Origin of the sequence: Kribbella italica (assembly GCF_014205135.1) — a bacterium.
Lineage (GTDB): Bacteria > Actinomycetota > Actinomycetes > Propionibacteriales > Kribbellaceae > Kribbella > Kribbella italica.
On the sequence record NZ_JACHMY010000001.1, the window covers coordinates 8,386,188 to 8,400,365 of the forward strand.

Here is a 14,178-nt window from a genome sequence, read left to right on the forward strand (position 1 = left end):
CGTGCTGCAGCACTGTCGCGCGGTCGGCCGCGCGACGACGCGGCGCCAGGACCAGGTGACGACGAGAGGGCGGCCGCGGATGCGGATCGGTTTGGTCGGGGTTGGACGGATCGGCGCGTTTCACGCCGCGACGCTGAAGGGTCTGCCGGCCGTCGAGCAGGTGGTGATGGCCGACGCGGACGCAAGCCGGGCGGAGCTGACGGCCAAGGAACTCGGGGCCGAGTTCGCCCCTGATGTCCCAGCGCTGCTGGCGAGCGGGATCGACGGACTCGTCATCGCGGCTGCGACCTCCGCGCACGCCGAACTGATCGAGGCCGCCGTCGCCGCGGGCATCACCACCTTCTGCGAGAAGCCGGTCGCGCTCGACCTCGCCGAGACCCAGCGGGTCGTCGAACTGGTCGAGGGCTCGGACGTCCCGGTACACATCGGCTTCCAGCGCCGCTTCGACGCGGGCTACCAGGCTGCCGCTCAGCAGGTGCGGTCCGGTGAGCTCGGCTACGTCCACCACATCCGGGCGAACACCAACGACGCGTTCCCTCCTCCCGCCGGCTACATCCCGACCAGCGGCGGGTTCTTCCGCGACTGCACGGTCCACGACTTCGACATCATCCGGTACGTCACCGGCCGCGAGGTGGTCAGCGTCTACGCGACCGGCGCCAACCGTGGTGAGTCCTTCTTCGGCGAGTACGGCGACGTCGACGCTGCCGCCGCGCTGCTCACGCTGGACGACGGCACCTTCGTCGCGGTCAGCGGAACCCGCTACAACGCGGCCGGTCATGACGTTCGCATGGAGGTACTCGGCAGTCTCGGCTCGATCGCGGTCGGCCTGGACGAGCACACCGCGCTGCGCTCGGTCGAAGCCGGTGTGACCTTCCCTGGCGGAGATCCGCACACCACCTTCATGGACCGCTTCCGCTCGGCGTACGTCGCCGAGTTGACCGCGTTCACCGAGGTCGTCGCCGGCACCCGCGACGTCCCCTGCACTGTCCGCGATGCCCTGCAGGCCTTCCGGATCGCGGATGCCTGCGAACTGTCCCGTTCCGAGAACCGCTTTGTCCGTCTGGAGGAGATCGGCCGATGAGTGACGTAGCTGCCCGGATCGCCGGTGCCCCGATTTCGTGGGGCGTCTGCGAGGTGCCCGGCTGGGGCTGGCAGTACGACCCGGAGACGGTGCTGGCCGAGATGCGCGAGGTCGGGATCGCGGCGACCGAGTTCGGGCCGGACGGCTTCCTGCCCGAGGACCCGGCGGAGAAGGCGAAGACGCTCGCCGACGTCGGGCTGCGGGCGGTCGGCGGATTCGTGCCGGTGGTCCTGCACGACCCGTCGCACGACCCGGCCCCCGAGGTCGCGCGGGCACTCGAAGGTTTCGTCGCCGCGGGTGCCACGACGCTCGTGATCGCTGCTGCGACCGGACAGGACGGGTACGACGACCGGCCGGTGCTCGACGACGCCGGCTGGTCGACCTTGCTCGCGAACCTCGACCGACTGACGGAGTTGGCCGCTGCCCAAGGCGTGCTGGCCACGATTCACCCACACGTCGGAACGATGGTGGAGAACGCGGACGACGTCCGCCGGGTGCTCGACGGCTCGACTATCGGCCTGGCCCTCGACACCGGTCACCTGATGATCGGCGGTGTCGACCCGGTCGCGCTCACGCTGGAGCACACCCGCCGGATCAAACACACCCACCTGAAGGACGTCGACGCGGCGTGGGCCGCGAAGGTCCAGTCCGGTGAGGTCGGCTACGCCGACGCCGTCCGTGAAGGCATGTACCGCCCGCTCGGCGCGGGTGATGTCGACCTGGCCGCCATCGTCGGTGCGCTGGAGTCGGCCGGCTACCAAGGCTGGTACGTCCTCGAGCAGGACACCATGCTTCAGGCCCGCCCGACGGATGAAGGTCCGGTCGTAGATGTCCGTGCGAGCATCGCTCATCTGCGCCACCTCGCAGAAGCAGCCGACGCAGCCGCGGCAAGCGGAGCAGCAGCGCGGGGCGAAGCGGTTGACGGGGTGCCGGCCGGTGCGGCGGGAGCGGTCGAGGGTGGGGTGGTCTGATGGCGGACGACGTACTGACGATCGGGCGGATCGGCGTCGACCTGTACCCGCTGCAGACGGGGACGCATCTGGAGGACGTCGAGAGCTTCGGGAAGTTCCTCGGCGGGAGCGCGACCAACGTCGCCGTCGCGGCGGCGAAGCACGGCCGCAAGGCGGCGGTGATCAGCCGGACCGGGAACGACCCGTTCGGCACGTTCATCCACCGGGCGCTCGGCGAACTGAACGTCGACGACCGGTTCGTGACTCCGGTCGAGGGCTTGCCGACGCCGATCACGTTCTGCGAGATCTTCCCGCCGGACAACTTCCCGCTGTACTTCTACCGGTTCCCGAAGGCGCCGGACCTGGTGATCAACCCCGACGAGCTGGACCTGCAGGCGATCAAAGACGCGAAGATCTACTGGTCGACCGTCACCGGCCTGTCCGCCGAACCCAGCCGCTCGGCCCACTTCGCAGCCTGGGAGGCGCGCGAACGCCGGCCGATCACCGTGCTCGACCTGGACTACCGGCCGATGTTCTGGGCGGATCCGAGTGAGGCGCACGCGCAGGTCAGCAAGGCGCTCGACCACTGCACGGTTGCCGTCGGCAACCGGGAGGAGTGCGAGGTCGCGGTCGGGGAGACCGACCCGGACAAGGCAGCGCAGGCGCTGCTCGACCGAGGATTGGAACTGGCCGTCGTGAAGCAGGGGCCGAAGGGCACGCTGGCACGGACCCGGGACGAACGGGTGGAGGTGCCACCGTTCCCGGTCGAGGTGGTCAACGGGCTGGGCGCCGGCGATGGCTTCGGGGGAGCGCTTTGTCATGGTCTCCTCGCGGGGTGGCCGCTGGAACGGATCATTCGGTTCGCGAACATCGCGGGGGCTGTGGTGGCGTCGCGGTTGGAGTGCTCGACGGCCATGCCGACCGAGGCCGAGGTCCTCGCCCTGATGGGTGAGAACGCATGAGCACCGAACAGCTCGGGACCGGTGGAGTCGTGCCGGGCGATACAGGAAAGTCGAGTGCAGCCGCCGGAAGCAGACCCGAGGCCGCAAGGCCTGCTGCCACCAGCGGAGCGAGTGCCGCTGGGCAGTTGAGCGGGCCGGGCTCTCGGGGGCGCGGAGTCGATTGGGGAGCGGGGCCGAGCGTGGACCTGACCGAGTTGCGGGTCCGGCATCCGGAGCGGGTCGCTGAGGCTTGGCAGCAGCGGCGGCAGCGCGAACTGGTCGGGGAGGACGGACGGCTGCTGATCGTCGCCGCGGATCACCCGGCGCGTGGTGCGCTGGGAGTACGCGATGACCGGATGGCGATGGCCAGTCGGCCCGGGCTGATCGAGCGGCTGTGCACGGCGCTCCAGCGGCCGGGAGTCGACGGCGTGCTCGCTACTCCGGATGTGCTGGAGGACCTGCTGCTGCTCGGAGCGTTGGAAGGCAAGGTCGTCGTCGGGTCGATGAACCGGGGTGGGTTGCAAGGCTCCTCCTTCGAGTTGGACGACCGGTTCACGGCGTACCGGTCGGCGGACGACATCGCTTCGCGCCGGCTGGACGGCGGCAAGATGCTGACCCGGATCTGCCTGGACGACCCGGGCACAGTGGCGACGCTGGAGAGCAGTGCGCAGGCCGTTACCGAGCTCGCCGAGCGCAAGCTGATGGCGATGGTCGAGCCGTTCTGGTCGACGCGGACCGACGGGCGGGTGAGCAACCTGCTGGACCCGGACTCGGTGATCCGGTCGGTGCACATCGCTGCGGGCCTCGGTGCGACCAGTGCGTACACCTGGCTCAAGCTGCCGGTGGTCGACGAGCTGGAACGGGTGATGGAGGCAACGACCCTGCCGACCTTGCTGCTCGGCGGCGATCCGACTGTCGCGCCCGAGGAAACCTATGCATCCTGGGGCAAGGCGCTGAGCCTGCCGTCGGTCCGCGGACTGGTCGTCGGGCGGGCGCTGCTCTTCCCGCCGGACGGCGACGTGGCCGCCGCGGTCGACCAAGCCGCCACGCTGGTGCACGGAGGTGCCGCATGACGAACACCAGGCAGATCCACGGAGGCGCGCATGACTGAGTGGTTCAGGCCGGCCGGGACCACTGCGCGGGACGGCTACGACCTGGTCGTCCGCCCGGGCGAGCAGGATTGGCACCACACGGGCCTGACCGTGCGGACGCTGCAGCCGGGCCAGTCGGTCGAGTTCGACACCGGGGACTGCGAGTACCTGGTGCTGCCGCTGAGTGGATCCGCCGAGGTGATCGTCGACGGCGACACCGTGCCGCTCGGTGGCCGGGCAGACGTCTTCGCTGGCCCGACGGATCTCGCCTACGTCCCGCGTGGCACCACGGTGGCGGTCGTCAGCGCTGGTGGGGCCCGGATCGCGTTCCCGCACGCCAAGGCCGCGAGCGATTATCCGTTCCGCCGGATCGGGACCGAGCAGGTGGAGACCGAGCTGCGGGGCGCCGGCGTCTCGTCCCGGCAGGTCCGCAACTTCGGGACGCCCGCCGTACTGGAGGCCGACTCGATCATCGCCTGCGAGGTGCTCACTCCGGCCGGCAACTGGTCGTCGTACCCGCCGCACAAGCACGACGAGCACAAGCCGGGCGAGGAGAGTGTGCTCGAGGAGATCTACTACTTCGAGCTGCAGCTCTCCGACGACGCGCCGGAAGATGTCAAGGGCAACGACCCGATCGGCTACCAGCGGGTCTACGGGACCGACGAGCGGCCGATCGACGTCCTGGCCGAGGTCCGCGACGGTGACCTTGTGCTGGTGCCGCACGGGTGGCACGGCCCGGCGATGGCGCCGCCCGGCTACGACATGTACTACCTCAACGTGATGGCCGGTCCGGGCACCGAACGCGCCTGGCTGATCAGCGACGACCCGCAGCACGGCTGGGTCCGGCAGCTGTGGGACAGCCAGCAGATCGACCCACGCCTTCCGTTCGGCCAGAAGTGACCGGCAAGTCATGACCCCGGCCATGAACACCACAGTCACGATCGATCCGCGGCTACCTTTCGGAGGACAGCGATGACGGTACGTCTCACGGTCGCCCAGGCGCTGGTGCGATTCCTGAGCGTCCAGTACTCGGAGCGCGACGGCGAACGGCAGAAGCTCTTCGCCGGTTGCTTCGGCATCTTCGGGCACGGCAACGTGGCCGGTCTGGGCCAGGCGCTGCTGCAGGCCGAGCTCGAGGACCCGACGGCTCTGCCCTACATCCTGGCACGCAACGAGCAGGCCATGGTGCACAGCGCGTCGGCCTTCGCGCGGGCCAAGGATCGCCTGCAGATCTACGCCTGCACAGCCAGCATCGGGCCCGGCTCGACCAACATGGTCACCGGCGCGGCGCTGGCAACCGTGAACCGGCTGCCGGTCCTGATCCTCCCGTCGGACGTCTTCGCCACCCGGGTGGCGTCTCCGGTCCTGCAGGAACTCGAGAGCTTCTCGGCCGGCGACGTCTCGGTGAACGACGCCTTCCGTCCGGTCTCGAGGTACTTCGACCGGGTCTGGCGTCCCGAGCAACTCCCGTCCGCTCTGCTCAACGCGATGCGCGTGCTGACCGATCCGGTCGAGACCGGTGCCGTCACGATTGCGCTGCCGCAGGACGTCCAGGCCGAGGCCTACGACTGGCCGGAGGAGCTGTTCGCCGAGCGGACCTGGTACGTCGCCAGGCCGTTGCCTGAAGCATCGATCGTCGAGAAGGCGGCCGAGCTGATCCGCTCCGCCGAACGCCCGCTGATCGTGGCCGGTGGCGGTGTCGCCTACTCGCAGGCGCAGGACGCCCTGCGCGCTTTCGCGGAAGCGACCGGTATCCCGGTCGCGGAAAGCCAGGCAGGCAAGGGATCGCTGCGCTACGACCACCCGCAGTCGGTCGGCGCGGTCGGCTCGACCGGAACCACGGCAGCGAACGCGCTGGCCCGCGACGCCGACCTGGTGATCGGTATCGGGACCCGCTACGGCGACTTCACGACGGCGTCGCGGACGGCGTTCCTGAACCCGGGCGTGAAGTTCGTCAACATCAATGTGGCGCGGTTCGACGGTGGCAAGCATGCTGGTCTCCCTGTCGTGGCGGATGCGCGGGAAGCCCTTGTTTCGTTGGGCTCCGCGCTCGGCGAGTGGTCCGTGCAGAGAAAGTACACGGATTCGGCCACCGAGCTGGCAAAGCAGTGGGACGAGGTTGTGGACAACCACTACAACCCGCCCGCCGAGATCACCGGACAGCTCGCGGAAGGACTGCTCACCCAGGGCCAGGTCCTCGGTGCCGTCAACGAATTGTCGGCGGCGTCTGATGTCGTTGTCTGTGCGGCCGGTTCGATGCCGGGCGACCTGCACAAACTCTGGCGGACCCGCGACCCGAAGGGCTACCACGTTGAGTACGGCTACTCCTGCATGGGATACGAGATCGCCGGCGGTCTCGGCGTCCGCCTGGCTGCCCCGGACCGTGACGTCTTCGTCCTGGTCGGCGACGGGTCGTACCTGATGATGTCCAGCGAGCTGGTCACCGCCGTCCAGGAGAACGTCAAGATCATCGTCGTCCTGGTGCAGAACCACGGCTTCGCGTCGATCGGCGCGCTGTCCGAATCCCTGGGCTCACAGCGATTCGGTACGGCGTACCGCAAGCGTGGTGCGGACGGAAGGCTCGACGGCGACTACCTGCCGGTGGATCTCGCGGCGAACGTCCGCAGCTTCGGTGTCGAGGTGATCGACGTGGCGAGCCGCGACGAGCTGGAGAAGGCGATCCACACGGCGAAGGCCGCCAACGGGCCGATCGCGATCCACGTCACTACCGACCCGCTGATCGGTTCGCCGGACAGCGACGCCTGGTGGGATGTGCCGGTCAGCCAGGTCTCCGATCTCGACTCGACCCGCGCGGCCGCGACGTCGTACGAGCAGTCGAAGAAGGCGCAGCGTCCCTACTACTCCCCGGTGGAAGGTCGATAGATGGGCAAGGTGACGATCGGCAGCGCCCCCGACTCGTGGGGCGTGTGGTTCGCCGACGATCCGCAGCAGACGCCGTGGACCAGGTTCCTCGACGAGGTCGCCGAGGCCGGGTACACGAAGATCGAGCTGGGACCGTACGGCTATCTCCCGACCGATCCGGCCGAGCTCAAGGACCAGCTGGACCGGCGGGGCCTCGAGGTCACCGCCGGTACGACGTTCGAGCACCTGCACCGCGACGACTCGTTCGACTCGACCTGGCGCGAAGTGGCGAAGACCGCCGAGCTGGCGGCCGCGATGGGCGCGAAGCATCTGGTCGTGATGCCGTCGATGTGGCGCGGAGACGACGGTGAGATCGTCGAACCGCGGCTGGACCACGCAGGGCAGGCGGGGCACGGCCGGCAGGTGACCGAGCTCGGTCGCCGGGTCTTCGAGGAGTTCGGGTTGCGGACCCAGTTCCACCCGCACGCGGACGGACATGTCGACACCCAGGACACCGTCGAACGGTTCCTGGCCGAGACCGACAGCGCGCACGTGAACCTGTGCCTCGACACCGGGCACATCAGCTACTGCGGCGGCGACAACCTGGAGCTGATCCGCAAGTACCCGGAGCGCATCGGGTACGTCCATCTCAAGCAGGTCGACCCGGTGGTGCTCGCGCAGGCCCAGGCCGAAGGGATCAGCTTCGACGCGGCGGTTCAGCGCGGAGTCATGACCGAGCCGCCAGGCGGCGTACCGGAGATGCCGCCGGTGCTGGAGGCGCTGGCCGGCCTGGACGTCGACCTCTTCGCGATCGTCGAGCAGGACCTGTACCCGGTGGCCCCGGACGTGCCGTTGCCGATCGCGCGACGCACCCTGGCGTACCTGAACAGCCACGGGGGTGGTGCATCCGCCTGACGGCCAGGAGAGTATGCACTCTCTGGTCACTAGCAACGCCGCGGCGTCACCGCGGGAACTTCGGAAAGGCTGGTTGTGGTCATGGTTCGGTGGCAAAGGAAGGCCCAGCGCAGGGCCGTCGTCACCAGCGCGGCTCTCGCGCTGGTGCTCGCGGTGGGGGCCTGCAGCTCGTCCGGCGGCAAGCAGGAGGAGCAGAAGGCCGACGGCGGGTCGGGCAACGTGGCGACCACGCCGCGGATGAAGGTTGCCCTGATCACCCACTCCAAAGCGGGTGACACGTTCTGGGACATCGTCCGGCGGGGGGCCGAAGCGGCCGCGCAGAAGGACAACATCGAGCTGCAGTACTCCTCCGACCCCGACGGTGCCGCCCAGGCCAACCTGGTGCAGACCGCGATCGACTCCAAGGTCGACGGCATCGCGGTGACGCTGAACAAGCCCGACGCGGTGATCCCGAACGTGAAGAAGGCCGTCGCGGCCGGTATCCCGGTCACCGTGCTGAACGGTGGCCTGGAGACCTGGAAGCAGACCGGCGCGGTCGGGTACTTCGGCCAGGACGAGCGGATCGCCGGCGAGGCGACCGGTGACAAGCTCAAGCAGCTCGGCGCCAAGAAGGTGCTCTGCGTCGTGCACGAGCAGGGCAACGTCAGCCTCGAGGCCCGCTGCCAGGGCATCAAGAACAAGTTCGGCAACGTCGAGAACCTGAACGTCGACGGCGCCGACCAGCCCGGTACGCAGGCGACGATCACCTCGAAGCTGCAGCAGGACAAGTCGGTCGACTACCTGGTGGGTCTGAACGCCGGCGTCACGCTGACCGCGGTCCAGGCCGCCAAGGACGCCGGGTCCGCGGCGAAGGTCGGCAGCTTCGACATGAGCAAGGAGATGGCCAAGGCGGTCAAGGACGGCACGGTGCAGTTCGCCGTCGACCAGCAGCCGTACCTGCAGGGCTACCTGGCCGTCGACGCGATCTGGCTGTCGAAGACCAACGGCAACTCGATCGGTGGTGGCGAGGCCACGCTGACCGGGCCGTCGTTCGTCGAGAAGTCCAACATCGAGGCCGTCGAGAAGTTCGCCACGGCCGGGACCCGCTGAGGCTCGCGATGGCATCGACGATCGCGACCCCCGCGGACGCCGACGACCGCGTCTCGGCGCGCTCGGTCGGCGCCCGGCTGCTCAGCCGCCCGGAGATCGGGTCGCTGGTGGGCGCCGCGGTGATCCTGGTGTTCTTCCTGGTCACCGCGGAGCCGTTCCGGGACATCAACAACACCGGGACGATCCTCTACCAGGCCTCGCTGATCGGGGTGATGGCCGTTCCGGTCTCGCTGCTGATGATCGGCGGCGAATTCGACCTGTCGGCCGGTGTGGCGGTGACGACCGGCGGTCTGACCGCGGGCATCTTCGCCTACCAGTTCAGCGTCAACGTCTGGGTGGGGATGGCGGTCGCGCTCGTCTTCGCCCTCGCGGTCGGCCTGTTCAACGGCTGGCTGCTGATGCGGACCGGGTTGCCGAGCTTCCTGGTCACGCTCGGCACGTTCTTCATCCTGCAGGGCCTGAACGTCGCGGTGACCCGGCTGACCTCCGGCGCCGTCGCGTCGAACTCGATCAGCGACATGGACGGGTTCGGCTCGGCCAAGGCGGTGTTCGCCTCGGAGTTCAAGCTCGGCGGGGTGACGATCAAGATCATCATCGTCTGGTGGATCGTCTTCGTCGCGGTCGCCGCCTGGGTGCTGATGCGGACCAAGATCGGCAACTGGATCTTCGCGGTCGGTGGCGACGCGGCGTCGGCACGGGCGGTCGGCGTACCGGTGAAGAAGGTGAAGATCGGGCTGTTCATGACCGTCGGGTTCTTCGCCTGGTTCACCGGGATGCAGCTGCTGTTCGTGCAGAACGGCGTCGTGCAGTCCGGCGAGGGCGTCGGCAAGGAGTTCCTCTACATCATCGCCGCGGTGGTCGGCGGCTGCCTGCTGACCGGGGGCTACGGCTCCGTGGTCGGTGGCGCGGTCGGCGCGCTGATCTTTGGCATGGTGCAGCTCGGCGTCGTGTACGCCGGCTGGAACCCGGACTGGTTCAAGGCGTTCCTCGGCGCGATGCTGCTGCTGGCCACGATCGTGAACCTGGTCGTCAAGAACAAGGCGGATGCCCGATGAGTACGACGGAGAGCTTCGCCGGCGAGGCGAGCGCGAGCCCGACCACGCCGATCGTTCTGCTGGAGGACGTCGGCAAGAGTTACGGCAACATCCAGGCGTTGCGTGGGGTGTCGCTGGCCGTCCGGCAGGGGGAGATCACCTGCGTGCTGGGCGACAACGGGGCCGGCAAGTCGACGCTGATCAAGATCATCGCCGGCCTGCACGACTACACGTCCGGGGCGATGTCGGTGAACGGCGAGGAGCGGCACTTCTCGTCGCCGCGGGAGTCGCTCGACAGCGGGATCGCGACCGTCTACCAGGATCTGGCGCTGGCGCCGCTGATGTCGGTCTGGCGGAACTTCTTCCTCGGCAACGAGCTCACCAAGGGACCGTTCGGCGTGCTCGACGCCGCGAAGATGAAGCGGATCGCGCAGGAGGAGCTGACCAAGATGGGGATCTCGATCCCCAACCTGGAGCAGCCGGTCGGCAAGCTGTCCGGTGGTCAGCGGCAGTGCGTCGCGATCGCGCGGGCGATCCACTTCGGCGCGAAGGTGCTGATCCTGGACGAGCCGACCGCGGCGCTCGGCGTGAACCAGTCGGGCGTGGTGCTGAAGTACGTCGTCAAGGCGCGGGACGCGGGGATCGGGGTCGTTTTCATCACCCACAACCCGCATCACGCGTACCTGGTCGGCAACCACTTCGTCATCCTCAAGCTCGGCCGGGTCGCGCTCGACACCCACCGGTCGGACATCACGCTTGAGCAGCTGACGACGGAGATGGCGGGTGGTTCCGAGCTGGAGGCGCTCAGCCATGAGTTGCGTGGGTTCGATCCGGAGTTGGTGGTGACGCCGCAGGACAAGAAGGACTAGCTGGTACGGCGGGAGCCGGTCGGCCTGGTGGAACTGGCCGGCTGGCGCCCGTTGGAGGAAGTGGGCGCCGGGAGCTGGCGCAGCCGGCGCCGGAGCAGGACGGTGGTTACCGGGACCGGTGGTTGCTGGGAGTGCGGTGACGGGCAGTCGTCGTACAACGTCGTCAGAGAGTAGGTGGAGATGCAGGACCTGAGGATCGGGATCATCGGGGTCGGGCAGATGGGTGCCGATCATGCCGAGCGGGTGGTGCGGCGGATCTCTGGTGCGCGTCTGGTCGCGGTCTCCGACCCGGACCTGCCGCGGGCGACCGCCCTGGCCGAGTTGCTGTCGCGTCCAGCCGGGGCCGCGGCCGGAGCTGCCGCTGCGACCGGGGCTGTGGCTGGATCCGAGACCGGACCTGCGACCGGACGTGCGGCTGCGACAGGATCTGCGGCGGGGGCTGTGGGTGGGCAGGCGAGCTTCTCGGTGGCCGGTGGGGTTCGGGTGATCGAGGATCCGTTGGCGTTGATCGGGGACTCGGGGGTGGACGCCGTCATCATTGCGTCGCCGGGGTTTGCGCATGCCGAGCAGTTGATGGCCTGTCTGGAGTACGCGAAGCCGGTGCTTTGTGAGAAGCCGCTGACGATGGACACGGAGTCCTCGCTGCGCGTCGTCGAGGCCGAGCACAAGCTGGGTCGGCAGCTGATCCAGGTCGGGTTCATGCGCCGGTTCGACCCGGAGTACGCCGCGCTCAAGCAGCTGCTCGACTCCGGTGAGCTCGGCCGGACGCTCCTGCTCCACAACGTGCACCGGAACAAGTCCGTGCCGGAGACCTTTCGTAGCGAGATGATTGTGCGCGACTCGCTCGTGCACGAGGTCGACGTCGCGCGCTGGCTGTTCGATGACGAGATCGTCCGGATCACTGTGCATGCGCCGAAGCCGACCGGTTTGGTGGCGAACGGTGCGCTCGACCCGCAGCTGGCGATCCTCGAGATGGCGAACGGTGCCATCGCCGACGTCGAGGTGTTCGTGAACTTTCAGGTCGGATATGAGGTCCGTTGCGAGGCCGTCGCCGAGAAGGGCAGCGCGACCATCGGCCTCGGCGTCGACGTGCTGACCAAGCGCGCTGGGCAGTGGGGCGGTGCGGTGCCGGAGGACTACCGGGCCAGGTTCGGTACGGCGTACGACGTTGAGGTCCAGCGCTGGGTGGACGCGACCCATCGGGGCGAGATCGACGGGCCGACGGCCTGGGACGGGTACGCCGCGGCGGCCGTCTGCACGGCCGGGATCCAGTCGTTGCAAGAGGGCCGGCCGGTCGAGGTCGAGATGGCCCGCAAGAGCGAGGTGCTGGGATGACCCGAGCCCGAGTCCGAGCCCAAACGAGAGCCGGAGCCCGAGCGGGAGCTGGCGCCCAAGCCCGAGCCGGTTCCCGAGCCCGGGGCGACGGCGGGGTCTGCGCCCGGCGTACCGCATTTACACACCACTACGAGATCACCGCAGGACCGACGCGAGGGACACAGTTGTGAGCACTGGACGCATCACCCACCTGATCGGCGGGACGCCCTGGACGGGTGTCTCGGAGCGCACCAGCAAGGTCTACAACCCGGCCACCGGCGAGGTGACCGGCGAGCTGGATCTGGCCTCGGCGGCGACTGTCGACGAGGCGGTCAAGGTCGCCCACGAGGCGTCGAAGACGTGGGGTAGGACGTCGCTGACCAAGCGCGCGCAGGTGCTGTTCGCGTTTCGCGAGCTGCTGAACGAGCGCAAGGGCGACATCGCCGCGCTGATCACCGCCGAGCATGGCAAGGTGCTGTCCGACGCGCTCGGTGAGGTGACCCGCGGGCTCGAGGTGGTCGAGTTCGCCTGCGGTATCCCGCACCTGCTCAAGGGTGGGTTCAGCGAGAACGTGTCGACCAACGTCGACGTGTACTCGATCCGCCAGTCGCTCGGTGCGGTCGCGGTGATCTCGCCGTTCAACTTCCCGGCGATGGTGCCGCTGTGGTTCGTCCCGATCGCGGTGGCCTGCGGCAACAGCGTGGTGATCAAGCCGTCGGAGAAGGACCCGTCGGCGGTGAACGCGGTCGCCGCGCTGTGGAAGGAGGCCGGTCTGCCGGACGGCGTGATGAACGTCGTGCACGGGGACAAGGAGGCCGTCGATCGGCTGCTCGAGCACCCGGACATCAAGGCGGTCTCGTTCGTCGGGTCGACGCCGATCGCGCGGTACGTGTACGAGACCGGTACGGCGAACGGCAAGCGCGTGCAGGCGCTCGGCGGCGCGAAGAACCACATGGTCGTGCTGCCCGACGCCGATCTCGACCTGGCCGCCGACGCCGCGGTCAACGCGGGCTTCGGGTCGGCCGGTGAGCGCTGCATGGCGATCTCCGCGCTGATCGCGGTCGAGCCGGTCGCGGACGACCTGATCGCGAAGATCAAGGAGCGGATGGCGACGCTGAAGACCGGCGACGGGACGCGCGGCTGCGACATGGGTCCGCTGGTGACCGGCGCGCACCGCGACAAGGTCGTCGGGTACGTCGAGGCGGGCGTCGAGGCCGGTGCCGAGCTCGCGGTCGACGGGCGGGAGGGGCCGTTCGACGGTGGCGAGGACGGGTTCTGGCTGGCCCCGACGCTGTTCGACAAGGTGACGCCGCAGATGTCGATCTACACCGACGAGATCTTCGGGCCGGTGCTGTCGGTGGTCCGCGTTCCGTCGTACGACGCGGCGCTGGACCTGGTGAACTCCAACCCGTACGGCAACGGCACAGCGATCTTCACCAACGACGGCGGCGCGGCGCGGCGGTACCAGGTCGAGGTCGAGGTCGGGATGGTCGGCGTGAACGTGCCGATCCCGGTGCCGATGGCGTACTACTCGTTCGGCGGGTGGAAGAACTCGCTGTTCGGGGACACCCACGCGCACGGGACCGAGGGCGTGCACTTCTTCACCCGCGGGAAGGTCATCACCTCGCGCTGGCTCGACCCGAGCCACGGTGGGCTGAACCTGGGCTTCCCGACCCACGACTGATCACCAGCTGAGGTGTAGCGTCAAGAGGAACCCCCGGGGCACAGGAGTACCGCGGCGAACCAGGCTCAGCCGAGTCGTCCGTAGTACGGAGACATCCAGTCCTGGGAGTGCGTCATGGCCAAGAACAAAGGCGGACGCGAAGTCCGCAAGCCCAAGCAACCCAAACAGCCGAAGGTCAATCCGGCCGACAGTGTGATCGTGCCGCCGACCAAGCAGGGGCGGAAGTAGTCGCCGAGCAGTGACCACGTGAGAACGCCGGCCGCCACGCATCCTCGAGGAGCGTGGCGGCCGGCGTTGCTCGGCGCCGGACGGCTGGGAGTAGCGGGTGGCGACACCGGCCGCCGGGGC

General features: G+C 68.8%; 12 protein-coding genes. All 12 read left to right on the forward strand.

Going from position 1 to position 14,178, the window contains the following annotated elements:
* Window positions 1–79 precede the first annotated feature (79 nt).
* The 12 genes from HDA39_RS39385 (at window position 80) to HDA39_RS39440 (ending at window position 13,830) form a co-directional block, all read left to right on the forward strand.
* Window positions 80–1,081, forward strand: coding sequence for a Gfo/Idh/MocA family protein (locus HDA39_RS39385; RefSeq protein ID WP_184804183.1), 1,002 nt, complete (start codon window positions 80–82; stop codon window positions 1,079–1,081).
* The gene (locus HDA39_RS39390; protein WP_238356271.1) at window positions 1,078–2,052 is read left to right on the forward strand and encodes a sugar phosphate isomerase/epimerase family protein; all 975 of its coding nucleotides are present in this window, start codon (window positions 1,078–1,080) and stop codon (window positions 2,050–2,052) included. Before HDA39_RS39385 ends, HDA39_RS39390 begins: the two co-directional genes overlap by 4 nt.
* The gene (iolC, locus tag HDA39_RS39395) at window positions 2,052–2,993 is read left to right on the forward strand and encodes a 5-dehydro-2-deoxygluconokinase (RefSeq protein ID WP_184804185.1); all 942 of its coding nucleotides are present in this window, start codon (window positions 2,052–2,054) and stop codon (window positions 2,991–2,993) included. The genes HDA39_RS39390 and iolC overlap by 1 nt, the downstream gene beginning before the upstream one ends.
* 179 nt (window positions 2,994–3,172) lie before the next feature.
* Window positions 3,173–4,045 (forward strand): Cgl0159 family (beta/alpha)8-fold protein, encoded by an 873-nt coding sequence (locus HDA39_RS39400; RefSeq protein ID WP_184804187.1) that lies wholly within the window; start codon window positions 3,173–3,175, stop codon window positions 4,043–4,045.
* A 30-nt stretch (window positions 4,046–4,075) separates the two neighbouring features.
* Complete coding sequence (gene iolB / locus HDA39_RS39405) at window positions 4,076–4,963, forward strand: 5-deoxy-glucuronate isomerase (RefSeq protein ID WP_184804190.1); 888 nt, start codon at window positions 4,076–4,078, stop codon at window positions 4,961–4,963.
* A 72-nt stretch (window positions 4,964–5,035) separates the two neighbouring features.
* A complete protein-coding gene (gene iolD, locus HDA39_RS39410; protein ID WP_184804193.1) occupies window positions 5,036–6,946 on the forward strand; it encodes a 3D-(3,5/4)-trihydroxycyclohexane-1,2-dione acylhydrolase (decyclizing) in 1,911 nt (636 codons plus the stop codon).
* Complete coding sequence (locus tag HDA39_RS39415; RefSeq protein WP_184804196.1) at window positions 6,947–7,840, forward strand: TIM barrel protein; 894 nt, start codon at window positions 6,947–6,949, stop codon at window positions 7,838–7,840.
* Window positions 7,841–7,921: 81 nt separating this feature from the next.
* On the forward strand, window positions 7,922–8,929 hold the full coding sequence (locus HDA39_RS39420; protein WP_184804199.1) for a substrate-binding domain-containing protein: 1,008 nt from the start codon (window positions 7,922–7,924) through the stop codon (window positions 8,927–8,929).
* 8 nt (window positions 8,930–8,937) lie between these two features.
* Complete coding sequence (locus HDA39_RS39425; RefSeq protein ID WP_184804202.1) at window positions 8,938–9,984, forward strand: ABC transporter permease; 1,047 nt, start codon at window positions 8,938–8,940, stop codon at window positions 9,982–9,984.
* Entirely contained in the window at window positions 9,981–10,832 is an 852-nt protein-coding gene (locus HDA39_RS39430; RefSeq protein WP_184804205.1) for an ATP-binding cassette domain-containing protein, read from the forward strand. The genes HDA39_RS39425 and HDA39_RS39430 overlap by 4 nt, the downstream gene beginning before the upstream one ends.
* 180 nt (window positions 10,833–11,012) lie before the next feature.
* Window positions 11,013–12,167 (forward strand): Gfo/Idh/MocA family protein, encoded by a 1,155-nt coding sequence (locus HDA39_RS39435; protein WP_184804208.1) that lies wholly within the window; start codon window positions 11,013–11,015, stop codon window positions 12,165–12,167.
* A gap of 166 nt (window positions 12,168–12,333) precedes the next feature.
* Complete coding sequence (locus tag HDA39_RS39440; protein ID WP_184804211.1) at window positions 12,334–13,830, forward strand: CoA-acylating methylmalonate-semialdehyde dehydrogenase; 1,497 nt, start codon at window positions 12,334–12,336, stop codon at window positions 13,828–13,830.
* Window positions 13,831–14,178: the final 348 nt, after the last annotated feature.

Coding starts and splice junctions, on each gene's coding strand:
- HDA39_RS39430 (WP_184804205.1), top strand. CDS start 9,981: ATGAGTACGACGGAGAGCTTCGCCGGCGAGGCGAGCGCGAGCCCGACC.
- iolD (WP_184804193.1), top strand. CDS start 5,036: ATGACGGTACGTCTCACGGTCGCCCAGGCGCTGGTGCGATTCCTGAGC.
- HDA39_RS39425 (WP_184804202.1), top strand. CDS start 8,938: ATGGCATCGACGATCGCGACCCCCGCGGACGCCGACGACCGCGTCTCG.
- HDA39_RS39435 (WP_184804208.1), top strand. CDS start 11,013: ATGCAGGACCTGAGGATCGGGATCATCGGGGTCGGGCAGATGGGTGCC.
- iolB (WP_184804190.1), top strand. CDS start 4,076: ATGACTGAGTGGTTCAGGCCGGCCGGGACCACTGCGCGGGACGGCTAC.
- iolC (WP_184804185.1), top strand. CDS start 2,052: ATGGCGGACGACGTACTGACGATCGGGCGGATCGGCGTCGACCTGTAC.
- HDA39_RS39415 (WP_184804196.1), top strand. CDS start 6,947: ATGGGCAAGGTGACGATCGGCAGCGCCCCCGACTCGTGGGGCGTGTGG.
- HDA39_RS39390 (WP_238356271.1), top strand. CDS start 1,078: ATGAGTGACGTAGCTGCCCGGATCGCCGGTGCCCCGATTTCGTGGGGC.
- HDA39_RS39420 (WP_184804199.1), top strand. CDS start 7,922: ATGGTTCGGTGGCAAAGGAAGGCCCAGCGCAGGGCCGTCGTCACCAGC.
- HDA39_RS39385 (WP_184804183.1), top strand. CDS start 80: ATGCGGATCGGTTTGGTCGGGGTTGGACGGATCGGCGCGTTTCACGCC.